Annotated in this window: 24 protein-coding genes and 1 pseudogene; 14 read left to right on the forward strand and 11 right to left on the reverse strand. The window is 28.4% G+C overall.

Translation table 11 applies throughout. The features are described 5' to 3' along the window. Positions 1-145: 145 nt before the first annotated feature. The 6 genes from ACTQYZ_RS08960 to ACTQYZ_RS08985 all read left to right on the forward strand — a co-directional run bounded on the left by ACTQYZ_RS08960 (position 146) and on the right by ACTQYZ_RS08985 (position 5958). A complete protein-coding gene (locus ACTQYZ_RS08960) occupies positions 146-628 on the forward strand; it encodes an NADH-quinone oxidoreductase subunit NuoE family protein (protein WP_441023095.1) in 483 nt (160 codons plus the stop codon). After that, entirely contained in the window at positions 628-1878 is a 1251-nt protein-coding gene (locus ACTQYZ_RS08965) for a complex I 51 kDa subunit family protein (protein WP_329385301.1), read from the forward strand. Before ACTQYZ_RS08960 ends, ACTQYZ_RS08965 begins: the two co-directional genes overlap by 1 nt. 2 nt (positions 1879-1880) lie before the next feature. Then, positions 1881-3341 (forward strand): [Fe-Fe] hydrogenase large subunit C-terminal domain-containing protein, encoded by a 1461-nt coding sequence (locus ACTQYZ_RS08970; protein ID WP_441416448.1) that lies wholly within the window; start codon positions 1881-1883, stop codon positions 3339-3341. Positions 3342-3408: 67 nt separating this feature from the next. Next, on the forward strand, positions 3409-4401 hold the full coding sequence (locus tag ACTQYZ_RS08975) for a hypothetical protein (RefSeq protein ID WP_441416449.1): 993 nt from the start codon (positions 3409-3411) through the stop codon (positions 4399-4401). Between the two features lie 98 nt (positions 4402-4499). Further along, positions 4500-5381, forward strand: a complete 882-nt coding sequence (locus ACTQYZ_RS08980) for a glycyl-radical enzyme activating protein (protein WP_441023102.1) — start codon at positions 4500-4502, stop codon at positions 5379-5381. 241 nt (positions 5382-5622) lie between these two features. Then, the gene (locus ACTQYZ_RS08985) at positions 5623-5958 is read left to right on the forward strand and encodes a hypothetical protein (RefSeq protein WP_441023104.1); all 336 of its coding nucleotides are present in this window, start codon (positions 5623-5625) and stop codon (positions 5956-5958) included. A gap of 23 nt (positions 5959-5981) precedes the next feature. Here ACTQYZ_RS08985 and ACTQYZ_RS08990 read toward each other — a convergent pair whose 3' ends face one another. Then, positions 5982-7379, reverse strand: a complete 1398-nt coding sequence (locus tag ACTQYZ_RS08990; protein WP_441023107.1) for a peptidoglycan D,D-transpeptidase FtsI family protein — start codon at positions 7377-7379, stop codon at positions 5982-5984. Positions 7380-7591: 212 nt separating this feature from the next. Between ACTQYZ_RS08990 and ACTQYZ_RS08995 the strand changes: the two genes are divergently transcribed. The 4 genes from ACTQYZ_RS08995 to ACTQYZ_RS09010 are packed head-to-tail and all read left to right on the forward strand — an operon-like array spanning position 7592 to position 12277. After that, positions 7592-9043, forward strand: a complete 1452-nt coding sequence (locus ACTQYZ_RS08995) for a nicotinate phosphoribosyltransferase (RefSeq protein WP_441023109.1) — start codon at positions 7592-7594, stop codon at positions 9041-9043. Between the two features lie 17 nt (positions 9044-9060). Beyond that, positions 9061-10137: a D-alanine--D-alanine ligase family protein gene (locus tag ACTQYZ_RS09000; RefSeq protein ID WP_441023111.1), complete on the forward strand. Its 1077-nt coding sequence runs from the start codon at positions 9061-9063 to the stop codon at positions 10135-10137. 12 nt (positions 10138-10149) lie between these two features. Next, positions 10150-11823: an arginine--tRNA ligase gene (gene argS, locus ACTQYZ_RS09005; protein ID WP_441023113.1), complete on the forward strand. Its 1674-nt coding sequence runs from the start codon at positions 10150-10152 to the stop codon at positions 11821-11823. Positions 11824-11833: 10 nt separating this feature from the next. Next, the gene (locus ACTQYZ_RS09010) at positions 11834-12277 is read left to right on the forward strand and encodes a C-GCAxxG-C-C family protein (RefSeq protein ID WP_329385324.1); all 444 of its coding nucleotides are present in this window, start codon (positions 11834-11836) and stop codon (positions 12275-12277) included. 26 nt (positions 12278-12303) lie between these two features. Here ACTQYZ_RS09010 and ACTQYZ_RS09015 read toward each other — a convergent pair whose 3' ends face one another. Next, a complete protein-coding gene (locus tag ACTQYZ_RS09015) occupies positions 12304-13311 on the reverse strand; it encodes a YeiH family protein (RefSeq protein ID WP_441023115.1) in 1008 nt (335 codons plus the stop codon). Positions 13312-13441: 130 nt separating this feature from the next. Here ACTQYZ_RS09015 and ACTQYZ_RS09020 point away from each other — a divergent pair, with 130 nt between their 5' ends. The 3 genes and pseudogenes from ACTQYZ_RS09020 (at position 13442) to ACTQYZ_RS09030 (ending at position 15642) form a co-directional block, all read left to right on the forward strand. Further along, entirely contained in the window at positions 13442-14326 is an 885-nt protein-coding gene (locus tag ACTQYZ_RS09020; protein ID WP_441023117.1) for a LysR substrate-binding domain-containing protein, read from the forward strand. 31 nt (positions 14327-14357) lie between these two features. Further along, a complete protein-coding gene (locus tag ACTQYZ_RS09025; RefSeq protein ID WP_441023119.1) occupies positions 14358-14783 on the forward strand; it encodes a C-GCAxxG-C-C family protein in 426 nt (141 codons plus the stop codon). A 250-nt stretch (positions 14784-15033) separates the two neighbouring features. After that, positions 15034-15642: pseudogene (locus tag ACTQYZ_RS09030) on the forward strand (recombinase family protein). A 24-nt stretch (positions 15643-15666) separates the two neighbouring features. On the opposite strand, the gene yajC reads toward ACTQYZ_RS09030, so the two are convergent. Genes yajC through yqfC form a run of 9 tightly spaced genes read right to left on the reverse strand, consistent with a single transcriptional unit; the run spans position 15667 to position 23365 of the window. Beyond that, entirely contained in the window at positions 15667-15957 is a 291-nt protein-coding gene (yajC, locus tag ACTQYZ_RS09035; protein ID WP_329385339.1) for a preprotein translocase subunit YajC, read from the reverse strand. Positions 15958-15980: 23 nt separating this feature from the next. Next, complete coding sequence (gene tgt, locus ACTQYZ_RS09040) at positions 15981-17099, reverse strand: tRNA guanosine(34) transglycosylase Tgt (RefSeq protein ID WP_441023121.1); 1119 nt, start codon at positions 17097-17099, stop codon at positions 15981-15983. A gap of 3 nt (positions 17100-17102) precedes the next feature. Then, positions 17103-18011 (reverse strand): GTPase Era, encoded by a 909-nt coding sequence (era, locus tag ACTQYZ_RS09045; protein ID WP_441416450.1) that lies wholly within the window; start codon positions 18009-18011, stop codon positions 17103-17105. Between the two features lie 6 nt (positions 18012-18017). Then, positions 18018-18392, reverse strand: coding sequence for a diacylglycerol kinase family protein (locus ACTQYZ_RS09050; RefSeq protein ID WP_441023124.1), 375 nt, complete (start codon positions 18390-18392; stop codon positions 18018-18020). Positions 18393-18401: 9 nt separating this feature from the next. Then, the gene (ybeY, locus tag ACTQYZ_RS09055; RefSeq protein ID WP_441023126.1) at positions 18402-18860 is read right to left on the reverse strand and encodes an rRNA maturation RNase YbeY; all 459 of its coding nucleotides are present in this window, start codon (positions 18858-18860) and stop codon (positions 18402-18404) included. Next, entirely contained in the window at positions 18857-20935 is a 2079-nt protein-coding gene (locus tag ACTQYZ_RS09060) for an HD family phosphohydrolase (protein WP_441023128.1), read from the reverse strand. Before ACTQYZ_RS09060 ends, ybeY begins: the two co-directional genes overlap by 4 nt. Next, on the reverse strand, positions 20910-21881 hold the full coding sequence (locus tag ACTQYZ_RS09065) for a PhoH family protein (protein ID WP_441416451.1): 972 nt from the start codon (positions 21879-21881) through the stop codon (positions 20910-20912). The genes ACTQYZ_RS09060 and ACTQYZ_RS09065 overlap by 26 nt, the downstream gene beginning before the upstream one ends. Continuing rightward, the gene (locus ACTQYZ_RS09070) at positions 21857-23077 is read right to left on the reverse strand and encodes a sporulation protein YqfD (protein WP_441416452.1); all 1221 of its coding nucleotides are present in this window, start codon (positions 23075-23077) and stop codon (positions 21857-21859) included. The genes ACTQYZ_RS09065 and ACTQYZ_RS09070 overlap by 25 nt, the downstream gene beginning before the upstream one ends. 9 nt (positions 23078-23086) lie before the next feature. Next, positions 23087-23365, reverse strand: coding sequence for a sporulation protein YqfC (yqfC, locus tag ACTQYZ_RS09075; RefSeq protein WP_441023132.1), 279 nt, complete (start codon positions 23363-23365; stop codon positions 23087-23089). A gap of 103 nt (positions 23366-23468) precedes the next feature. On the opposite strand from yqfC, the gene ACTQYZ_RS09080 reads away from it, so the two are divergent. Continuing rightward, positions 23469-24356, forward strand: a complete 888-nt coding sequence (locus ACTQYZ_RS09080; protein ID WP_441416453.1) for a DegV family protein — start codon at positions 23469-23471, stop codon at positions 24354-24356. Positions 24357-24447 lie beyond the last annotated feature (91 nt).

Here is a 24447-nt window from a genome sequence, read left to right on the forward strand (position 1 = left end):
GATCATAGAACGCGTCTCGTGGGCTCGGAGATGTGTATAAGAGACAGATTTTAAATAAATATTCAATGGATTGTAAATTAATTGAATATTCTGTATTTTTTTGATATAATATTATAAATTATATTTAATTGGGAGGTACGCTGTTTTGAAGTTATCAGAAGAACAAAAAAAGGTTTGTAATAACATAATAGAATATTATGATAATAATCCATCGAATTTGCTTCAAATTTTATTAAAAATTCAAAGACAAATTCCTGGAAGATTTATAAACTTGGATACAGCTGAATATATAGCAAGCAAGATGAATATTCCTCTTAGTAACGTATCAGAAGTTGTAACATATTTTGATGCGTTAAGCACTGAAAAAAGAGGAAAGTACATACTTGGTTTATGTAATGCAACTGCTTGCAGTTTAAACGGTAAAGACGAAATAAGAGAAATTTTTGAAAGAGAACTTGATATTAAAGCAGGTCAAACTACTGAAGATGGTTTATTTACATTGGAATTGGTTCCTTGCTTTGGTGCTTGTGACATTGCTCCTGCCGTTAGGGTAAATGACAATGTTGTTGGGAAATTAAATGAAAAGAAAGTTAAAGCTTTAATTGCTAAATTGAGGGAGGCTAAATAATGGGACAAGTAAAATATATTTCTAAAGATTATGGAACATATGATGCCTTCAATATTGATGAATATATAAAAAGAGGCGGTTTTAGCGGACTTAAAAAAGCTATTGAACAAGGATATGAAAAGACTACAGATGATGTAGCTAAAAGTGGACTTCAAGGAAGAGGTGGTGCAAACTATCCTACAGGGAAAAAACTTGCTCAAGCAAGAGAAGCTGTTGGAGATGAAGAAAGATATGTTCTTTGTAATGCAGATGAAGGAGAACCAGGAACATTTAAAGATAAATATTTACTTAAAAATGGTATTTATAAAGTAATTGAAGGTATTATAATTGCAGCTTACTGCGCGGGAGCAAATACCGGACATATTTATGTAAGAGAAGAGTATACTTTCATGCATAAAGATATTGAATATGCAATAAAACAAGTTTATGATAAAGGATTTTTAGGTAAAGATATTTTATCAAGTGGTTTTAATTTTGAATTATCTCTTTTCTCAGGCGGTGGCTCTTATGTTTGTGGGGAAGGTTTCGCAATGTGCGAAAGTATCGAAGGAAAGAGCGGAAGACCTAGAAGTAAACCACCTTATGTAAAACAATGTGGTCTACACAGTAAACCTACTCTTGTAATAAATGTTGAGACTGTTAGTGTAATAGCCACAATGATGCAAAACGGATATGAAACAGTATTAAAATATGGCGTTGAAGATTGTCCTGGGACAAAGATGATAAGTGTAAGTGGAAAGGTTAAAAAACCTGGTGTTTATGAAGTTGAATTTGGTACAACTGTTCAAAATATTATAAAAATCGCAGGTGGAATAAGAAACGATAAACAACCTAAATTCGTACAACTTGGGGGTGCCAGCGGTACTATTGTACCTTATGAAAAACTTAATATTCCTTATACATATTCAGGAATGAAGCAAGTAAAAGGAAGTATTGGTTCAGGGGCAATTGTAGTTGGGGATGAAGATGATAGCGTAATTGATTATTTATCTGTTGTTGAAGATTTCTTCTATCATGAAAGCTGTGGTAAATGTGTTCCATGCAGAGAAGGTAACAGACAACTTAAGATGATTATGGATAGATTTAAGAAAAAAGAAGGCACTTTAAAAGATTTAAAAAACTATGTAAGAATAGTTAATGCTTTGGATGCGTCATTATGCGGAAGCGGTAGAACTCAAATTACACCGTTTATCAGTGCATATACTTATTTTTCCGATGAATTTAAGGGTGCACTTAAAGGGGAGGAATAGAAGTGATAAATTTAACTATTGATAATAAACCAGTAAGTGTAAAAGAAGGTACAACAATTTTAGATGCAGCAAAACAAGCTGGTATTGAAATTCCTACACTTTGTTATTTGAAAGACGTAAATAAGCCTGCTTCTTGCAGAATGTGTATGGTTGATGTATCAGGAAGACTTTCTCCTTCATGTGTAACACCTGTATGGGAAGGTATGGAAGTAAAGACTCAAACAAAAAGATTAAGAGGAATTAGAAAAACAATACTTGAATTAACTCTTGCAAATCATAACTGTGATTGTACTATTTGTGAAAAAAGCGGTAATTGTAAATTACAAACTTTAGCAAATACATATTTGACAGGTCCAAGTGATTTTGAAACTTGTTTTGAAAAAGGCTTTGATGATTCTTCAAACTGTGTAACAAGAGATTACAGTAAATGTATTAAATGCGGAAGATGCGTAAGTATTTGTAAAGATAAAGTTGGTGCAAAAGCTATTTCTTTTGTAAACAGAAGTGATAGCACAACAGTATCTACTCCTTTTGATATTCCTGTAATTAACAGTGATTGTATAGGATGTGGTCAATGTATTTCAGTTTGTCCAACAGGTGCATTAGTTGAAAAGGGTACAACTGAAGAATTATATTATTTGCTAGGTGAAGATACTTATTACAACATTTGCTTATTGTCATATGGCACATATGAATCTTTATCAAAAGGTTTAGGTGTTGATGATGCACTTATTAAAGCAAAAGTTGTTGATGTTTTAAATAAACTTGGTTTTAGCGAAGTAATTGATTATGAAGAATATTTAATAAAAGAAATGAATGCTATTGCATACATCTTAAAAGAAAATATGGCTGAAGGAAAACCTTTAATATATGCTTGTTCACCTGGAATAAGAAAAGAAATAGAAGACGCTTATCCTGAAGCTGATAATTACTTTGTAAATCTTCCAAAAATAAGAAAAGATATCAACATGAAATTTAAAGAAGATTACTTAGATAGAAACATAGATAAAGATGTTCATTTAACAAGAGTTGAAAATTGTACTGCTTTCTTAAATGAAAATGAAGAAACAAGCGGTGTTGATATATCAATTACTACAAATCAACTTGTAAACTTAATTAAAACAAGCGGTATTGATTTAAATAAAGCTAACAATAAGCCTCTTGATACTCTTGATTATACAGGAATATTTAATCCTTATTTCTTAAGCGTAAATACAGCATATGCTATTATAAGACTTGGAGATAAGTCTTCAATTAAAAATGATAAAGGTAATATAAAGGAATTTTCATTTGAATTATCAGATGGTAAAGAAATAAAATGTGCTGTTGTAAATGGATTAAAACAATCTAAAGAAGAAGTTGAAAAGATTATAAACAAAGAAAGCGAATACGATTTTGTATGTGTTATTCCTTGTGAAGGCGGATGTTTTAACGGTGGAGGAAGACCAGTAGACGTTAAGTAGTTTAAATAATAAAATAAAAAGATTATTCATATATATGAATAATCTTTTTTTTATTTGGAGGGAAAATATGCAAATTCATTTTTTAAGAGAAAATGAAAATATTGATGATTTAAGTATATTATATTCGGTAGAAAAAAATAAAATAATGGAAGCAAATAAATTTAGAGGTGATAAGCTAAGAGATAATCAAGTAATTATCCCATGTGATGATTTTTATTATTTTAAAAAGTATGAAGAGAGTATAGAAAGTATACTTAGTAAATTTGATATAGCAAAAGAAGAATTATATTCTTTAAATAAAAGTCCCTTATGTTTTAAAGATGGAGGAATAAGGTTAAAATTAAAGCAAAAGAAAAAAAATATAAAAGTATATTCTTTGATAGATTTAACAATGGGGAGCAATTGTTTTATAGAGGCTGATTTGGAAAATTCCTATGTAAATTCTTTTATTGGATATAACATGACTTATGACCAAAATGATGATATGGAAGATTTTTATTTAAAGAAAATATCAGAAATAGAAAATAAGGAAGTCAGTTTAATGATTCATAATAAAGTTTTTGATTCTGTTAAAACTTTCATTCAATATATAGATTTGAAATTTGATAAAAAATATTATAAAGAAGTAAATATTTATTATGACATCACTAAAGTAGATTTTGATGAATTAATTGCAAATATTAATCATTCTTATTTTAAATTTAATATTATTTTAGATATATATTTATTAAATAAAGTATTAGAGAATGAAGATATTGTAAAAAAGATAAATGATAATTTTGATAAAATTTTTATTTTGCCTACATATATAAGCGATAAAAAGAGTTTATCCTATGATAAATATAAAAAGTTTATAGAAAAAATAAATGTTTTTAAAAGGGATAAAATTGCAGTAGGACTTAATTTGAATAATACTGATAATATAAATTTAATGGAGCTTATGAAAATAATTAATTTGATTTATAACAAAGATATATCTTCTTTGATAATATATTCATGTTCAAATAGATTCTTTCAAATAAATTATATTTTAAATCATTTTTTTATAATAAATAGTTAAATAATATATTTTGATATTTGAGTAAAATATATTATAATAATATGGAATACACTGAATTTAAAAATATTTCTAACATAAGATACAAAAAAGGAGATTTTATGGAAGGGTTAATATATAAAATAGATAAATATTCTACTCAAAGTGGTCCTGGTTTTAGAACTGTTGTTTATATGAAAGGTTCATCTTTAAATATCCCATGGGGAGAACATCCTGAAGCTTTAAGCAAAAATATTGAAATGCTTTATGATAAAGAAAAATGTAATATGTGTTATAAATGTATAGAAGCATGTAATGAAAGAATGCTTGCAGAAGAAGAAAACAGAGTTTTTGAATGCACAAAATGTGGTAAATGTGTAGATGCTTGTCCAATGGGAGCCAGAAAACTTATAGGTGAAAGAGTTTCTGCTGATGAATTAATTAAAAGAATAATGCCGGAAATACAGTATTATAAAGCAAGCGGAGGCGGAGTTACTTTTGCTGGCGGTGAACCTATGCTTCAAGAAGAATTTTTACTTGAGGTTATAAAAAAACTTAAAGAAAAAGATATTAATGTAGCAGTTTCCACAAGCGGTTTTATAGATTATAAAATAATGGAAAAATTTATTCCTTATGTTGATTATTTTATTTATCACTTTAATTTGGTAAATAAAAAAGTACATGAAAAATATACAGGACAAAGCAATGAAATAATAATTGAAAATTTAAAGAAAGTATGTTTTATGTCTAAAGTTATTATTTCAATTACATTTATTAATGAAGTAAATTGCAATATGAACGAATTAAAACAGATTGTCGGATTTATGTCTAAATTGGAACTGTATGGAATTGTAATAAAAGGCTATAGTAATAAAAATGAACATATGTATCGTTTACTTGGAAAAGAGCAAAAATATACATTCCATCGTCCAGAAAAGAAAACATTAACCAATATTGGTAATTTATTTTCAAGACTTTGTGATAATATACAAGTTGTTTCTTAAAATATGACAAAGTAGTATAAATTTATTCCATAGCTTACTTGTTTTTTATAATGGAAAATATATATAATATTTGTATGATTAATGTATAATTAAATCTAAATCTTTATATTTATACATTTGAATATTAAAAATAAAAAGAATATTAGCAGAGATTATAGTTATATCATTACAGGTTGTCAAAATGAATTTCTTTTACTATTCTTTTTATTTTCTTTTAAATTTAATTAGGAGATAGGGGATTATGGCTAAGAGTGAAAATTATAAGATTTTTGAAAAAAGATTAAAGAGAATGAATTTTAAAAGAAAAAGACTTGTATTAATTGAACAACTTGAAATATGCGATGAAGAAATTATGAACGAAAAAAGAGCAATTGAAAAAGAATTATCGTTTTTTGAAAGTGCACTTGATTCTTTGGAAGAGATGGACAGAAATATTATAGAATCTAATTATTTTGAAAAAATGAGTATGGTTAAAATTGCGCAAGAAACTAACTATGATGCAAGTGTATGTTCTAGAAAAAAGGTAAAAGCAGTTAAGAATCTTATGTATCTTATGACAGGAATAAAAGAAGATTAAAAGAAGGTTTTAACCTTCTTTTTTTAATCTTCCATTTTTAAAAGAGTATTTGCAATATTATCAAAAATTTCAAGAGCAGTTCCTGAACCATATCCTCCGTTTTCAATAAATACTGTCATTGAATATTTAGGGTTATTATATGGAAAATATCCACTAAACCAGGCGTGAGGAGTTTCTTTTGTATTTTCTGCGGTTCCCGTTTTCCCTGCAAGTCCACCATAATTATCAAGAGAATTATTCTTTGCAGTTCCTTTTGTACATACCATTCTTAGAGCTTTCTGTAGGGTTTTTATGGTGTTATCACTAAGCTTCATATCAAATATCTTATTTTCTTTTGTTTCTTTTATTTCTCCATTTTGAGATGTTACACTTTCCACAATATATGGGTAATTTGTTTTTCCTTCGTTTGCTATGGCTGACATTATTGTATTCATCATTAGAGGTGTCGCTTGAACGTTTCCTTGTCCCAAAGCAAGATTAAACGTATCTAGGTTGTTGTATATATTATCTGGAACAAATGAATAATAGTCGTTATATTCTAATATGAAGTTTTTGTTTTTATTTGTTTTATCATTGACGCTTCCAAATCCAAGTTCTTTTGCATAATCTATAATTTTATTTGAAGTAATGTTTCCGTTTTTATCTTTTATATTTAATCTTGTTGCAAGAGTATAAAAAACTTCATTGCATGATTTTGCAAAACCATCTAAAACTGTTAATTTCCCATGCCCCTTTCCTTCGTTACAATATCTTGTTACTCCGTCAATATTTATTTTACCGTTGCAGTTAAACTCTTCATCTAAATCAACTACATTATTTTCAAGTGCAAGAGCTAATGTTAAAATTTTAAATACACTTCCAGGCTGATATGAAAGAACATTTTTATTTAGGGTTTCATCGTTTGAATACATTGTAATTATTTCACCGGTTGTGACGTCTGTTATTACTACACTGGCACCTTTTAAGTTGTTTTTTGTTAAATATTCTTTTACACAAGATTCTGTATATTTTTGTACATGATAATCTATTGTTGTATTAATATTATACCCTTCGTTTATATGGTCGTTAACTGTTAAATAATTATTTTGGTTTATTGTTTGTCCCGTTGCATCTATTTGTGAAAGGATTTTAATTGCCTCCCCTCCGTTTAGCTGCTTATCATAATATAATTGAAGACCGCTTACTCCACTAACTGCTTGATTTGTTGTTGTTTCCTCGTTTATTTGAATATTTCCGATAAAAGTTTTTCCTATAGTGAAATTTATATTATTTTGAATATTTAATTTTAAATTGTCAAAAGAACTGTTATCAGAAAAGTTTATTCCGTTTCTATCTAATATTGCACCACGAGGATAATAAGTTTGTATAACTGTTTCGTATTGAGATGAAAGTTTATTTATGTTATCTTTATCTTGAAACATGAATGCTTTTATTACAAAAATTGTTAATAAAGTAAATAAAATAATAATAAATATGGATAAAATTTTAATTCTTTCTTGTATTATTTTTTGAAACATATTATAAGTATTGCTATAATATGGTTTTTTATACTATTTTTAATGATTTTTAGAAAAAAAGTGATATAATATTTAATTATACATGACATTTAAATGTAATAAATGGGAGTTTAGATATGGAAAAACAAAGGAAGCTTGAATTAGCTACTGATTTTTATCAATTAAGCGTAAGTAACGTTTATGAAGCAAAGGGGTTTAAAGACAGAAAAGCCGTTTTTGATGTCTTTATAAGAAGAAATCCTTTTGAAGGAGGATATTCTGTTTTTGCAGGATTAGAACAAGTAATAGATTATATTAATAATTTAAAGTTTGATGATGATGACATAAAAATGTTAAAAGAAAATCATCCTGAACTAACTGATAGTTTTTTAGAATATTTAAGAAACTTTAAATTCAGCGGTGAAATATACGCAATGGAAGAAGGAGAAATATTCTTTCCTTCAGAACCTGTTTTAAGAGTAAAGACAAATTTAATTGAAGCTCAGATAATAGAAACTGCAATTTTAGCGATAATTAATCATCAAAGTTTAATTGCAACAAAAGCTTCAAGAATATGTTCTGCTGCTGGAACTTATGACCCTGTACTTGATTTTGGACTTAGAAGAGCTCATGGAACAGAAGCAGGACTTTACGGTGCAAGAGCATGTATTATAGGCGGTTGTGTAGGAACTAGTAATGTAGAGGCTGAATATTGCTGGGATACAGTTTCTAAAGGAACTATATCTCATGCTTTTATTATGGCTTTTGATAAAGAGATAGATGCTTTTAGAGCATATGCAAAATATAATCCGGACAATTTAATACTTCTTGCGGATACTTATGATACACTTAACAGCGGTGTTAAAAATGCAATAAAGGTATTTACGGAAGAAAGAGAAGCCGGAAGATTAAAAGGAGCTTATGGTATAAGACTTGACAGCGGAGATTTAACATATTTATCTGTAAAAGCAAGAGAAATGTTTGATGAAGCAGGATTTGAAAGTGCTGTTATAAGTGCATCAAATGATTTAGATGAATATATTATTTCTGATTTAAGAAATCAAGGTGCTAAGATTGGAATGTACGGAGTAGGGACAAAAATGATTACTGCAGACGGTACTAGTGCTTTGGGTGGAGTATATAAACTTGCTGCGATAGAAAGAAACGGAAAATTATCACCAAAAATAAAAGTATCTAATGATCCAATTAAGATAACAAATCCGGGATATAAGAAAGTTTTAAGATTTTATGATAATCGTACGAATATAGCTATTGCTGATTTAATAACATTAAATGATGAAGTTATAGATGAAACAAAACCTTTAACAATATACCATCCTGTTCATACATGGAAGAAAAGAACTTTGGAAAATTTCCATGTAAAAGAATTATTAAAACCTATTTTTATTGATGGAAAACAAGTTTATGAGTCTCCAAAATTATCTGAAATAAGAGAAAATCATTTGGTTGCTAAGAGTACATTCTGGCCAGAATATTTAAGACTTATTAATCCAAGTGAATATCACGTTGATATTTCTGATAATTTATTTGACATTAAAAAAGACTTACTTGCATCTGTGCAAAAATAATTTTTAAGGAGTATTAAATGAACAATAAAAAAAATGTAGGTATTATATTCGGTGGTAAATCTGGAGAATATGATGTCTCTTTGTTGTCTGCATATAATGTTATAAACGGAATTAACAAAGAAAAATATGATTTAACTTTGATTGGAATATCACTTGAAGGTAAATTTTATATTTACAAAGGTGATGTTGAAAAAATAAAAAATAATGAATGGATTAATGATAGCGAAAATTTAATATCTGAATTCTCACTTTTTGATGATGAAATAATTAAAAATATAGATATAATTTTCCCTGTTCTTCATGGACAAAACGGTGAAGATGGAAGAATTCAAGGTTTATTTGAAATGATGAATAAACCATATGTTGGCTGTGAAGTAATGACTTCTGCAGTTTGTATGGATAAAGATATTGCCAAAAGAGTATTTAAAAGCGTAGATATACCTGTTGTTGACGATGTTCTTGTATTTAATACGGATATTGAAAGTGATAAACTTTTGAATGAAACAATAGAAAAATGTGAAAAAAATCTTCCATATCCTATGTTTGTAAAACCTGTAAACATGGGCTCAAGTGTTGGTATTTCAAAAGCAAAAGATAGAGAAGGATTAATATCTGCACTAAAAAAAGCGGTACAGTTTGATACAAAAATATTGGTTGAAAAGGCAATTAATGCAAGAGAAATAGAAGTTGCTGTTCTTGGAAATTCTCATCCAGAGGCTTCTTATCCAGGAGAAATTGTTTCATGTAAAGAATTTTACGATTATGAAGCAAAATATTTATCAGGTGATGACAGCAGAATAGATATACCTGCAAAGGTTAGCGATGATATTATAGAAAAAATAAGAACTTATGCCGTTAGGGCTTTTAAAGCTATTGGAGGAAGCGGTTTATCCAGAGTAGATTTTTTCCTTGATAAAGATAACGGAAATCTATACTTAAATGAAGTTAATACACTTCCCGGTTTTACAAATATAAGCATGTATGCAAAAATGTGGGACTATATGGGAGTTAAATATTCTGATTTAATAGATAAACTTATCGATTTAGGTTTTGAAAGATATGAAATAAAACATAAACTAACAATAAAAGAATAATAGGAGAAGGTAATGTTCGGAAAGAAAACAAGAGAAAAAGAAATTATAGCATTAGTAAAAGATTCAATAAATAAATGTATAGATGAAAAATTGATAGAAATAAGTAAAGAAGATATCCCATCTATAAAAGTTGAAGTGCCAAGAGAAGAAAAATTTGGTGATTTTAGTGTTAACACAGCAATGCAACTTGCAAAAAAGGCAAGATGTAATCCTAGACTTATTGCCGAAAATATTGTAAAAAATATTGATACAAAAGATTCATATGTAAAAGATATTTCAATTGCAGGTGCAGGATTTATTAACTTTACATTAGACAATAAATGGTTATATGATGAAATGGAAAAAGTAATTTCATTAAAAGAAGAATACGGTAAAATCGTTGAAGAAAATCCGAAGACTGTTGATGTTGAATATGTAAGTGCAAATCCAACTGGGCCTCTTCATATAGGAAATGCAAGAGGTGGCGCAATAGGTGATGTTATAAGTAATATTTTTACTTGGGCAGGATATAAAGTAACAAAAGAATTTTATTTGAATGATGCTGGAAATCAAATTATAAAATTTGGTCAATCTTTACAAGCAAGATATTTACAAGAGTTAGGACATGATGTTGAGTTCCCGGAAGATGGTTATCAAGGGGTAGATATAGTAGATCTTGCAAAACAATATATTGATTTATATGGAAATAAACTTGAAAATGTTGATGAAGAAGAAAGACAACATGAACTTGTTGAATTTGCTCTTGACAAGAACGTTACCAATATGGTTAATGATCTTAAAAATTACGGTATAAATTATGATGTATTTTTCAGTGAAAAAACACTTCATAATTCAGGTGCAATAACTGATGTTATTGATAAAATGAAAGAAATGGGAAGTGTATATGAAAAAGATGATGCAGTATGGTTCAAAGGTACTGATTACGGACTTGAAAAAGATGAAGTTTTAATAAGACAAAACGGTGTACCTACTTATTATGCTGCTGATATTGCATATCATTATGATAAATTGGTAAAAAGAAATATTGATTATGCAATAAACGTATGGGGCGCAGACCATCATGGACATGTTGCAAGACTTAAAAAAGCTATGGTTGCTCTTGGAGTAAGTGAAGATAGATTAGAAGTAATTTTAATGCAACTTGTTCATCTTGTTAAAGGTGATGAACAAGTTAGAATGTCTAAAAGAAAAGGTAATATCTTTACATTATCTGACTTGGTTGATGAAGTAGGAAAAGATGCTGCAAGATTTATTTTTAACTACAATAAACCAAATACACATATGGATTTCGATCTTGATCTTGCTATTAAAAAATCAAGTGAAAACCCTGTATTTTACGTTCAATATGCACATGCAAGAATTTGCAGTATTATAAGAAATATCAATAAAGAAGTGAAAATAGAAAACTTTGATTTACTTGATAAAAAAGAAGAATTAAACTTACTTAAAGTTATTGCAAACTTTAGTGATGAAATAATAAAGGCAAGTAAAGATTTAGATCCAAGTAAAATAACAAAATATGCTATGGATTTAGCTTCTGCTTTCCATTCATTCTATAATGCTCATAGAGTAATCGTAGATGATGAAAAATTGCTTAATGCAAGACTTGCTTTGGTTGTTGCAACAAGAGAGGTATTAAGTAATACATTAAATATCTTAGGTGTAAGTGCTCCAGAAAAAATGTAGGAGGAAAAGAATGATAGAAAAAAGTGTTGTTGATATAATCGCTGACATCAAAAAAGAAGAGCATTCAAAGATTGATGAAGAAAAACCTTTATATCATAAAAACTGCGGCGAGACGCTTATTGAGGCTCTCTCAGTTAAGTATGAAATAGATATAGATACTAAAGCCTTTAAAATGCTTGCTCCTTATGGATTTGGTCTTAACAGTGGTAAAACCTGCGGAGCTTTTGCAGGCGGGATTGCTGCTATTGGATTAATGTTTACGGAAGATAAACCTTCCACTAACGATAAAATGAAAGAAATTGTGAAAAAATGGGTTGAAGTATATACCAAAAAATTTGGCTCAATAGACTGTGAATATATAAGACCAAGACATAAAGATCCTATAAGAGGTTGTCTAAAGGTGCAAGAAGAAGCCGGAAAACTTTTTGAAGAATTTATAAAAGAATATATTTAAAAGCACTGCAAAACAGTGCTTTTATTTTACCAAATATGAAGTAAATGTTGCATTAGTAAGCTTACAAATGCTATTCCTACCCAACAACAAGCTCCCATAAATATAGGTTTTGCTCCTGACTTGATAAGTTTAACAATATGTGTATTAAGTCCAATTGCGGACATAGCCATTACTATAAAGAATTTACTTAATTCTTTTATCGGATCTGTTATTGCAGGAGATAGGTTAAATACAGTTGTTATTACTGCAGCAAGTACAAAGTAAAGAATAAAGAAAGGGAAAATTTTCTTTATATTTACTTTATTTCCGCCTTCATTTTTTTCTCTTTTTGTTCTAACAAAAGCAAGTACTAGTGTTATAGGTATAATAGCAAGAGTTCTTGTTAATTTAACTATTGTTGCTTCAGCAAGAGTATTGCTTCCATGAATACCATCCCAAGCAGCTGCTGCAGCAGTAACCGAAGAGGTATCGTTTATAGCTGTACCAGCAAACAAACCAAATCCTTCGTTTGAAAGCCCGAGCATTGAACCAAGTGCAGGGAATATTAAAGCTGCAATTATATTAAATAAGAATATAACGGAAATTGCTTGTGCTATTTCTTCATCGTCAGCATCTATTACCGGTGCAGTTGCTGCTATTGCAGAACCACCGCATATTGATGACCCAACACCTACAAGTGTAGATATTTTTGATGGTATTTTTAACAATTTACATAATACGTATGAAATAATAAGTGATGTTGAAATTGTAGCGATAATGATGGGTAGAGATTGTTTACCTTTCATTAAAATATCTGTTAAGTTCATTCCAAAACCAAGTAAAATAACTGCATATTGAAGTATTTTCTTTGATGTAAATGTAATACCGGGTTGAAGAGTTGATTTATCTTTGATAAATAATGTTATAACCATTCCTGCAATAATTGCAAATACAGGTCCACCAACAACAGGAACAAGTTTACCAAGATACCATGCAGGAATTGATATTATAAGACATAAAATTAAACCTTTGATGTTTTGTTTTATAAATTCCATAATTTCTCCTTTATTTGATTTAATACCCATGTATTCTATCATCTTTTATAAATAATTTAAAATTATAAATATTTATTTATATATAAAAATATGTTATAATGTGTAAAATGGATTTAAAAGGAGAACTGTAATGTTAGATTTTAGGGTAGATACTTTTTTAGAAGTTTGTAAATGCATGAATATAACAAAGGCTTCAAAAAATCTTAATATTACTCAACCTGCCGTAACTCAACATATAAAATACCTTGAAAAAAGTTATGGAGTAAAGTTATTTGGGTATAAATCAAAAAAACTATATCTTACAAGAGAGGGAGAGGTATTTTTAAACTACATTACAACTCTCAAACATGATGATTTAAAACTTAGAAATGAAATATCTCATATAGATAATAAGAGTAAATTTATTATTTTTGGTGCTACGTTAACTGTAGGTGAATATTTAATGCCGGATAAATTAGACAAATATTTAGAATTATATCCTAATACAAATATTAAAATGATTGTTGGAAATACTGATAAATTACTTAAATACTTAAATGACGGTAAAATAGATTTTGCGATTATTGAAGGGTATTTTCCTAAAAGTGAATATGAATATATTACGATATCGAATGAAAATTATGTAGGTGTATGCAGCTGTTTAAGTGATTTAAAAGATAAAGAACTTTTTCTTGAAGATTTGCTTGATTATAGACTTATAATAAGGGAAAAAGGTTCTGGAAGCAGAGAACTTATTGAAAGATACTTAGAGAGTAAAAGTGTTTTAATTTCTGATTTTAAAAATAAAATGGAAATAAACAGCATTGATATAATAAAAAATTTCATAAAAAAAAATATGGGAATAACTTTTTTATATGAACTTGCAGTAGAAAAAGAATTAAAAAGTGGAGAGTTTTGTAAACTCAATATAAAAGATATGAAAATAGATCATGAATTTAGTTTTATTTGGAGAAAAAATAGCCAATATAGAAATTATTATAATGATATATTTGATAAATTATTAAAAAAAGAATAAAATGATTTTAAATAATTTAAGGAGAGAAGAAATGGAAAAATCAAGAGTAGAAATAGCAGTTGAAAAATTTAAGAATGGATATAATTGTTCACAAGCAGTTGTTTGCACATATTGTGATTTACTTGGTGTTGATGAAGCGACTGCATTTGCTTTGGCAGAAGGATTTGGAAGCGGTATTGCAAGAACAAATGAAACCTGTGGTAGCGTTTGTGGAATGATAATGTTGGCAGGGCTTTTTAATAGTGATAAAAATTTACAAAATCCTAAAACAAAAATCCAAACTTTAAAACTTGGTAATGAGCTTATGGAAAAATTTAGAGAAATGAATACAACCGTAAAATGTAAAGAATTAAAAAATCTTGGAAACGAAGCTCCTCCTATAAGAAGTTGTTCTGGATGTGTTAAAGACAGTGCGATTATTGTAGAAAAATATTTATTAAAAGATATGTTTGAATAAAAGTCCTTTATGGGCTTTTTTATTTAACCCTACAAGTCGTATAGTAGTATAAATATATTGTTTGTTGTATTAGATTTAAAATAAAAAGGATGTCATCTTGTGATTGGGACGAAATATAGCCATATGTAGTTTTATTTATTTTTGTTTGGTTTATGCTTTTCATTATAACTTTATAAAAAAATTAAATATATTTTCTTTTTCCGTAAATGTGTTTCCTTATTTTAGGAAAGAAAAAACGGAGGTATTTTTTATGAAAATTTATGGTTATGTGAGAGTATCAACCAAAGAACAAAATGTTGCAAGGCAGTTTGGGGCTATGAGAAAGTTTCCGGTGGAAGAGAAAAATATTGTTGTTGATAAATTCAGCGGAAAAGATTTTAATCGTCCAAATTACAAAAAACTTTTAAAGACGATGAAAAAAGGTGATGTTCTTGTTGTTAAAAGTATTGACAGACTTGGAAGAAATTATGATGAAATTTTAGAACAGTGGAGACTTTTGACAAAAGAAAGGCATATAGATATTGTCGTTATAGATATGCCTTTACTTGATACAAGAGAAGGAAGAGATTTGACAGGAACACTCATTGCCGATATTGTGCTTCAGCTTTTAAGTTATGTTGCGCAGTCTGAAAGAGAAAATATAAAACAAAGGCAAAGAGAGGGGATTATGGCAGCAAAGGCAAGAGGGATAAAATTTGGTAGACCTTGAATACATATTCCAGATGAATTTTTTGAATTTTATGACTTATGGAAAAATGGAAAAATCTCATCAAGAAAAGCGGCAAAACATTTGAATGTATCATATCAAACATTTATAAGATGGACAGACAGAATGGTAAAAGGGGATTTGTTTGTATAAAAAAAGCGTCTATAAAGACGCTTTTTATTCTTCGTTACTTTTTTTATCTTCTATTATTGAAACAACAGCATTTCTGTTTAATTTTACTTTTACCCCTTCTGGATCAAGTGCAATTAATATATCCTCATCATAAACTTCTAAAATAGTTCCATAAAGGCCGCTAACTGTCATTATTTTATTACCTTTTTTAATGCTATCAAGTAGTTGTTGATGTTCTTTAAATCTTTTTTGTTGTGGTTTTATTGATGAGAAGTATACTACTACAAACATAACAATAATAATAACTAGCATTGCAAAAACATTATTCATTCCCATTTTTTTTCTCCTTGAATTGATTTTTAAATTATTCCATAATCACTTTCAAATTGGTGTTTGAATTCCAAAAATCTATCTTCCATAATGGCGTTTCTCATATTTTCCATTAATTTCAAAGTGAAGTATAAATTATGATAGCTTACTAACATACTTGCAAGAATTTCTTTACATACAACCAAATGTCTTAAATAAGCTCTTGTATAGTTTCTACAAACATAGCAGTCACATTTATGATCAAGTGGAGTAAAGTCTTCTTTGTATTTTGCATTTTTTAAAGTTACTCTACCGTTGCTTGTAAGGGCTGTACCGTTTCTTGCCATTCTTGTTTGTAAAACACAGTCAAACATATCTATACCGCTTTTAACACCTTCTAATAGAGCATCAGGACTTCCTACACCCATTAAATATCTTGGCTTATCCTTTGGGAGTAGGGGAGTTGTATAATCAAGTAAGTCAAACATCATATCCATAGGTTCACCTACGCTCAAACCTCCAATTGCATATCCAGGAAAATCAAGATCTATAAGTTGTGTGGCAGATTCTTTTCTTAAATCTTTAAACATTCCTCCTTGTACAATTCCAAAAAGTCCTTGTTTTTCTGTGTTCTTATGGGCTTCTTTACATCTTTTTGCCCATCTTGTTGTCATCTCAAGAGAGTTTTTTGTATAAGTTTTATCTGCTCCGTAGTGTACGCATTCATCGAAAGCCATCATTATATCTGATCCTAAATTATTTTGAATTGCCATAGATTTTTCAGGTGTAATAAAGTGTCTGCTTCCATCAATATGACTTCTGAATGTAACACCTTCTTCTGTTATATCGTTTGTTTTACTTAAAGAAAAAACTTGAAATCCGCCACTATCTGTAAGAATTGGTCTATCCCAGTTCATAAACTTATGAAGACCACCAGCTTTTTTTACTATATCATCTCCTGGTCTTAAATATAAGTGATATGTGTTTCCTAATATTATTTTTGCATCTATTTCTTTTAAACTTTCCGGAAGCATTGCTTTAACTGTAGCTCTTGTTCCTACAGGCATAAAAATAGGAGTAGGTATTTCTCCGTGAGGAGTTATTACTTTACCAACTCTTGCACCGCTTCTTTTATCTTCTTTTATTAGTTCATATTTAATTGCGCTCATATTTTATAGTTCATCCTTTTTGTTATATCCGAGAGAATTTAAAATGTTTGGTTTATCTCTCCATTCATCTTTTACTTTAACCCATAATTTTAAATTAACTTTACAATCAAGCATTTGTTCAATTTCTTTTCTTGATTCACTGCCAATTTTCTTTAGCATATTACCGCCTTTACCAATGATAATTCTTTTATGATTTTCTCTTTCAGTATATATGTTTGCTTCAATATCATAAATTTCCTTATTGTCTCTTTTTTTCATCTGCATTACTTCAACGGCAGTTCCATGAGGTATTTCTTCTTTAAGAGATCTTAATATTTTTTCTCTAATAAGTTCACTTACAACAAATCTTTCACTTCTGTCTGTTACCATGTCTTCAGGGAAGTACATAGGTCCATAAGGTAGATATTTTTCTATTATTGTAACTAAAGTATCAATATTTTCTCCTTTAAAAGCACTTATAGGAACAATATCTTTTATAAAGTCATATTTTTCATATAGTTTTATTTTTACAAGAATATCTTCTTTTTTTATTTTATCGATTTTATTTATTACCAAAACTACCGGTGTTTTTTCATTTTTTAATTTTTCAAGTAAAAATTCATCGCCTTTTCCTATATTTAAGTCTTCCTCAACAAGGAAAAGAATTAAATCTACTTCTTTAAAAGATTCACCTGCAACTTCTACCATATAATCAGATAGTTTGCTTTTAGGTTTATGAAAGCCCGGTGTATCTATAAAAACCATTTGAGATGTATCTGTAGTTCTTATACATCTAATATTATTTCTTGTTGTTTGAGGTCTATTTGATATTATTGATATCTTTTGACCTATAAGCGTATTAAGAAGTGTTGATTTTCCTACGTTTGTTCTTCCTATAATTGATATAAATCCACTTTTATAATTATTGTTCATTCTCTGTTATCCCCATATTAAATGTATTATTTTAGGTATATATAGAGCTATACCCATTATTACAGCCATAAATGCTCCGATTAATACGGCACATGCTGCTGAATCTTTTGATCTTTTTGCGTTTTCATTCATTTCTTTTGTTGCACAGTTAACAGCTTCTTCTATTGCCGTATTTACGGCTTCAAGTATTATTACAAGGAATATTATAAATCCAAGTAGCAACCATTCATAGTATGAAAATTTTAATATAATTGCTCCTATGATTGCAAGAAGGGCACATGTACAATGTATCTTAAAGTTTTGTTGTGTTTTGAAATTATATTCAATTCCATGAAATGCGTATTTAAAACTTTTTATTAATCTTTTAATGTTTTTTTTCATTTCTTCTCCTTAGTCTCTTGTAAGATTTAGATTTTTCATTACTTCTTCTTCATGAAATCTCATTTCTTTTTTTTCTTCGTCATTCATATGGTCATAGCCCAAAAGATGTAAGATTGAATGAACAGTTAAGTAACAAATTTCTCTGTCAGTACTGTGTCCAAATTCTATCGCTTGTTGTTTAGCTTTGTCTATACACAAAACAACATCTCCCAAAATTACAACTTCATCTTCAAATCCTTCTTCATCCATAGGAAAAGAAAGTACATCTGTTTCTTTATCAATATTTCTGTAATATTTGTTAAGCTCTTTTATTTCTTCACCGTCAACTATTGATACACTTACTTGAGAAGGTTTTGTGAAATTTTCATTTTTGAGTGTTTCGTTTATTGCATTTTCTATTTTATCATAAGTTTCCTTAGAAATTTCTTCATTACTTCTGTTGTCAAAAAGTACTTCTGTTTCTATCATTTTTTTACCTCATTTTCTTGATTTGTTTTTTCTTGTCCCGGATATTGAACCCTTTCGTGGTAAACACCAGTAAGAACTCTTAAGAATGCTTTCTTTATTGTATCAATATCTCTCATTTTTAAAGGTGAGTTATCAAGTTGATGTTCTGTAATTTTTTTATCAACAATTTTATCAATCATTTCTTTAATTTTTTCTTTATTTCCAGTATCCATACTTTTTACTGCAGCTTCAACTCCGTCAGCCAGTAAAACTACGGATGTTTCTATTGTTGTTGGTCTTGGACCTTCATAAGAATAAGATTTTAAATCAGGTTCATATCCTCTGTCTTTTTCTTTTACATAGAAATACTGTATTAAAGTATCACCATGATGAGTTTTTATAAATTCAATAATTTCATCTGGAAGTTTATATTTATTTGCTAAATATACACCGTCTCTTACATGGTTTTTTATAATTCTTACGGAAACATTTGGGTCTAAATGGTCATGAGGGTTATTTCCGTTTTGTTGGTTTTCACTAAAGAAAAGAGGTTTTTCGCTTTTGCCTATGTCGTGATAATAAGCTCCAACTCTTGCTAAAAGTCCATTTGCTCCTATATCACTGCAGGCTTCTTGTGCAAGATTACCTACAAGAAGTGAATGATGATATGTTCCAGGGGCACCTGTTATAAGTTTTCTTATAAGTTCGTTTGTAGGACTCGATAATTCAAGAAGTTTAAATGGTGTAAGAATATCGAATATATATTCCCAGAAAAGCATCATTCCTAGAGAAACCATTCCCGATAACAGTCCGTTTATTCCTGCATACATTATGTTATATAGCATACTAATGCCAAGAGTATTTTCAAATATACTGTTTATTAAAACCATTATCATGTTTGATATTGATACTATCAAAGCAGCTTTATATATTTTGCTTCTTTCTTGAACTCTTTGCATATATAGTATACCTACAAAACCTGATAATAGAAGGAATATTAAGGCTTCTGTATTAATATCTAATGTTACAGCCAAAAGAAGAGTTATAAATACATTTGTATTTATTGCTATTCTTGGACCTATTAATATACATAAAGTCATACTCATTATTGATATTGGTATTAAGTATATATTAAACAAGCTTGCAATTTGTGATAATACTATCATCAATAAGAACTGACTTGCTATTAGTGCTAAAAGTTTATTGTTATTATAGATGTGGTTATGGAATATTTTTAAATAGAAAGTGTATATAATCATTAGCAGTAAAATCATTGAAGCAAGACCTATTGTTGTCTTGTAATCATCAAATATACCGCTTCTTATCATAGAACCTTCTTGTAAAACATCTATTTGATTTTGAGTTATTGTATCACCTTTTTTGATGATGACTTCACCCGGTTCGTAAGTAATATCTTCAACCGCATTTTTTGCATTTAGCTTAGCCTGTTCTGTTGCTTCTTCATTAAGTACCATGTTGGCTTTTAATGCGTTTTCACATATATTAATACATGCTTCACTTATATTTGTATTAAATGATGAGTTTTTAAAATAGTTATTTATTTTACTATAATAAGTATTCATTTTATCAGATACTACTTCATCATTATATATATCTTCTATTAGAGATATTATTTCGTTTTGTATATTATCTCTTGAATTTTTATCTTGTTTTATTAATGTTTGGTAAGTTTCTTTTGTTAGATCAATTCCTGTTTTACTGTTGTATACATCTATGGAACTTTTAGTTAAATCATCTGATTTAATATCTTCGAGTTCTTTAAATAGTGTATTTATATTTTTTATTACTGAATCTTTTGTTCCAGGTATATAGTCGTATACATTTGGAGTTTGTTCCACAGCTTGTTCTTTTAAGCTGTTTGTAAGTTTTGTGTTAACAATTTTTCTTGGCGCAATAATATCTTCCGTAGCAACTTGTCCAACTTCTACATCATATCGATGTGGTATTGCACTTATAAAAGATAGAAAAAAAGTCAAAATGAAGAAAATTATTGCTATGGATAATTTTACTTTTTTATTTGTTTTTACATTCTCAAAAAAAGCTGATATTTTAGTCTCTTTGTTTTTTTGTTTCATATTCTTCATAAGCTTCAATAATTCTTTGTACCAAAGGATTTCTTACTACATCTCTCTTTGTTAAATGTACAAAATCTACTCCTTCGACTTTGTTTAAAATTCTTTCTGCATATAAAAGCCCTGATTTTTTTCCACTTGGTAAATCAACTTGTGTTACATCTCCGGTTACGACTGCTTTTGAACCTTCTCCAAGTCTTGTAAGGAACATCTTCATTTGTTCTCTTGTTGTATTTTGAGCTTCGTCAAGAATAATGAAAGAGTCGTTTAAAGTTCTTCCTCTCATATATGCAAGAGGCGCTATTTCTATATTACCTCTGCTTACGTTTCTTTCATATGATTCGCTGCCCATTATATCAAATAATGCATCATATAAAGGTTTTAAATAAGGATCAATTTTTTCTTTTAAATCTCCCGGAAGAAAACCAAGACTTTCTCCTGCTTCAACAGCGGGTCTTGTTAATATTATTCTTGAAACATCACCGTTTTTTAATGCTTTTACAGCAAGAGCGACTGCAAGATAAGTTTTTCCTGTTCCTGCAGGACCTATGGAAAATACAATATCATTTCTTTTGGTTGCATTTATAAATGCACTTTGACCTATTGTTTTTGTTTTAATTGGTTTACCTTTAAATGTATAACATATAACTTGGTCAAAGTTTCCTATGTCCTTTTTGTCTTCATCAATCAAATTTAAAAGATAGTGAAATGTATGATCGTTTATTGCAGAATTATCTTGTATTCTCTTTATCATACAGCTTAAAAGCTCTTTTGCTTTTGACAGATTTTTTTCATTATCACTGTTTATGTTTATTTTATTATCTCTTAGGGTAATTTTAACTGAAAATTTTTCTTCAATTTCGATTAAATATTTATCGTTGCTTCCAAACAGTGTAAGATTGTCAAATTCGTCGTTTGGGATGTCTATTTTTGCAGTGAATTTTTCCAAATTATTCTCCTTATTATTTTTTTTATTTCTTTTTCTTCTACAATATTTTCTTTTAATTTTACTTTTGCAGTAATATTGTAGTAATTGTCATTTGACACATCAATATTTAAATATATATCAATTATGTTATCTTTGTCAATATTTTGGGTTTTATTTAAATATTCCATGACATCATTTTCAATTTGTTCTTTATTTTTCTTCTTTAAATTCTTTATATTATACCACTTTGTTGTTGTTTGCTCTATAGGTAGAGGGATAAAAAGTAACTTAGTTTTTTTCTTTTCTTCTTTTATTTGGATATATGATTTGTCTTTGATAGTTTTTTTATAATTAAAGTTTCTATTTTTAAAAGAATAAGTTACTTCTTTTTCATACTCGTCATCTTCTTGTATTAAATATGGGTTGATTTTTATGTTGTTATAAGTGTATTCGCTTGTTATAAATACATCGCCCATAGCATGTATATAATAAGAAACCATATCACCGTCTTTTCCTTCGTAGCTTATTTCTCCACTTATAAGTAAGTCTCCCTTTTTTACTTTATCACCCTTTTTAACTTTTGTTATACCATTATAAGCAATAATACTTTGTATTTTTCCGCTTTTTGCAGCCACAATATCTACTGCTCTTGATTTATCAAATTGTTTTATTGGAGAATTTTTTTCGGTTAGTTTTATTATAGCTTTTGTTCCTTTATATTCTATTGTTACATCTGAAAGTGTATTATATGTGTTTAGAAGCTTTTTAGATATTTGTTTTTTATCTATACCATATTTATAGCATCCTTCTTTAAATCCTATATCTTCGAGAGTAGCAATAATACTGTTTGTATCAATATTTTTACTGCCTGCTATTTCTATATTCCATATGAAGAAAGAAAAAGAAAACATTACAATAAAAATTAAAAAGACACTAAAAATAAATATTTTTCTTTTTTGTAGTGTCTTTAGCAATGTATTTTTTCCGTATTCTTTTTTTATTTCAATTATATAATGAGCTTTTTTCGCTATTTTTTCTGCGCTTTTCATTTCTGATAGCATTATTTTAAATGTTACGGTTGTTTTGTCTGATTTTTTTATATCCCATACGGATATATTATTTATATTTAATAAATTTATTATTTTTTCGGGATTAAGTCCTTTTATTTCTACTAAATAATAACCCATTAAATAATGATAAAATCTTAAAATAAACATTTTGTTCTCCTATATTATATATTCGATTGAATCTATTTCTCCTTCGATTATTAATTCTTCACTGATTAATGTTGATAATAGCAAATTTTTACCTTTAATTGATAATAAACCTGAAGTTGAATTTATTCTTATGTTTTCGCTACTATAATAAATAATTCCTTTATGGTTTATTATGTTTATTTTCTCATTTCCGAGAATTTCTATATTTAGTTTTTCAAGTAAAATTTCTTCCGGAAGTTGAAGAGATTTTGTTATTTTTTCTTTTGTATTATTAAATATTTTTTTCATATTAATATATATGATGATATTTTGATATTATGAAAATATGTCATTTACATTATGTAAAAAATTATTTTGTGATATAATAAATATATACAAGGGAGGGGTTAAAATGAGTGATTATAAAATAACATGTTGTTCTACTGCAGACATGAGTTATGAATTTTTTAAACAAAACGATATCCCTTTAGCCTATTTCCATTATATTTTAGAAGGTAAGGAATATAAGGATGATTTAGGAAAGACGATACCATTTGATGAGTTTTATAAAAAGATTGAGAGGGGGGCTATGCCTACAACTTCTCAAATAAGCCCTGAAGAATATATAGAGCTTTTTGAAAGTATTTTAAAAAAAGATATGGATGTTTTGCATATAACTTTGTCAAGCGGTATTTCCGGAACAATTAATTCTGCAAATATTGCAAAAAAGACACTAGAAGATAAATATCCAAATAGAAAAATATATGTTATAGATTCTCTTGGCGCTTCAAGTGGCTATGGGTTACTTGTTACATTGGCAAATGAAAAGAAGAAAGAAGGAAAAAACATTGATGAAGTTGCAAAATGGGTATTGGATAACAGATTAAATATACATCATTGGTTTTTCTCAACTGATTTAACAAGCTATTTTAGAGGAGGAAGAATATCTAGAACATCTGCTATATTTGGTACAGCTCTTAAAATTTGTCCGCTGTTAAATATGAGTTATGACGGAAAACTTATTCCAAGAAATAAATATAGAGGGAAGAACAAAGTAATTGAAGAAATTGTAAAAAGAATGGAACTGCATGCAAAAGATGGTCTTGATTATTGCGGAAAATGTTATATTTCTCATTCTGCATGTTTTGAAGATGCAAGAGTCGTTGCAGATAAAATTGAAGAAAAGTTTAAAAAATTAGATGGCAAAGTAGTTATAAATAGTGTTGGAACTACAATAGGTGCTCATACTGGACCGGGGACTGTTGCATTATTTTTTGTAGGAGATAAAAGAGAAGATTAAAAGCCGATATATCGGCTTTTTTATTTGTAAATAAAATGTTAAAATATAAAATATAATATATATTATATATTATATATTATATATGAAACAA

The sequence above is a fragment of the Anaerofustis sp. LCP19S3_F7 genome, from assembly GCF_052119445.1.
GTDB lineage: Bacteria > Bacillota > Clostridia > Eubacteriales > Anaerofustaceae > Anaerofustis > Anaerofustis butyriciformans.

Bases quoted from the DNA above. Each gene is read 5' to 3' on its own strand.
- ACTQYZ_RS09080 (WP_441416453.1), top strand. From the start codon at position 23,469: ATGAGTGATTATAAAATAACATGTTGTTCTACTGCAGACATGAGTTAT.
- ACTQYZ_RS08990 (WP_441023107.1), bottom strand. From the start codon at position 7,379: ATGTTTCAAGATAAAGATAACATAAATAAACTTTCATCTCAATACGAA.
- ACTQYZ_RS09010 (WP_329385324.1), top strand. From the start codon at position 11,834: ATGATAGAAAAAAGTGTTGTTGATATAATCGCTGACATCAAAAAAGAA.
- ACTQYZ_RS09020 (WP_441023117.1), top strand. From the start codon at position 13,442: ATGTTAGATTTTAGGGTAGATACTTTTTTAGAAGTTTGTAAATGCATG.
- era (WP_441416450.1), bottom strand. From the start codon at position 18,011: ATGAACAATAATTATAAAAGTGGATTTATATCAATTATAGGAAGAACA.
- ACTQYZ_RS08985 (WP_441023104.1), top strand. From the start codon at position 5,623: ATGGCTAAGAGTGAAAATTATAAGATTTTTGAAAAAAGATTAAAGAGA.
- ACTQYZ_RS09060 (WP_441023128.1), bottom strand. From the start codon at position 20,935: ATGAAACAAAAAAACAAAGAGACTAAAATATCAGCTTTTTTTGAGAAT.
- tgt (WP_441023121.1), bottom strand. From the start codon at position 17,099: ATGAGCGCAATTAAATATGAACTAATAAAAGAAGATAAAAGAAGCGGT.
- ACTQYZ_RS09025 (WP_441023119.1), top strand. From the start codon at position 14,358: ATGGAAAAATCAAGAGTAGAAATAGCAGTTGAAAAATTTAAGAATGGA.
- ACTQYZ_RS08995 (WP_441023109.1), top strand. From the start codon at position 7,592: ATGGAAAAACAAAGGAAGCTTGAATTAGCTACTGATTTTTATCAATTA.
- argS (WP_441023113.1), top strand. From the start codon at position 10,150: ATGTTCGGAAAGAAAACAAGAGAAAAAGAAATTATAGCATTAGTAAAA.
- ACTQYZ_RS09050 (WP_441023124.1), bottom strand. From the start codon at position 18,392: ATGAAAAAAAACATTAAAAGATTAATAAAAAGTTTTAAATACGCATTT.
- yqfC (WP_441023132.1), bottom strand. From the start codon at position 23,365: ATGAAAAAAATATTTAATAATACAAAAGAAAAAATAACAAAATCTCTT.
- ACTQYZ_RS09070 (WP_441416452.1), bottom strand. From the start codon at position 23,077: ATGTTTATTTTAAGATTTTATCATTATTTAATGGGTTATTATTTAGTA.
- ACTQYZ_RS08975 (WP_441416449.1), top strand. From the start codon at position 3,409: ATGCAAATTCATTTTTTAAGAGAAAATGAAAATATTGATGATTTAAGT.
- ACTQYZ_RS08980 (WP_441023102.1), top strand. From the start codon at position 4,500: ATGGAAGGGTTAATATATAAAATAGATAAATATTCTACTCAAAGTGGT.
- ACTQYZ_RS08965 (WP_329385301.1), top strand. From the start codon at position 628: ATGGGACAAGTAAAATATATTTCTAAAGATTATGGAACATATGATGCC.
- ACTQYZ_RS09000 (WP_441023111.1), top strand. From the start codon at position 9,061: ATGAACAATAAAAAAAATGTAGGTATTATATTCGGTGGTAAATCTGGA.
- ybeY (WP_441023126.1), bottom strand. From the start codon at position 18,860: ATGATAGAAACAGAAGTACTTTTTGACAACAGAAGTAATGAAGAAATT.
- ACTQYZ_RS09015 (WP_441023115.1), bottom strand. From the start codon at position 13,311: ATGGAATTTATAAAACAAAACATCAAAGGTTTAATTTTATGTCTTATA.
- yajC (WP_329385339.1), bottom strand. From the start codon at position 15,957: ATGGGAATGAATAATGTTTTTGCAATGCTAGTTATTATTATTGTTATG.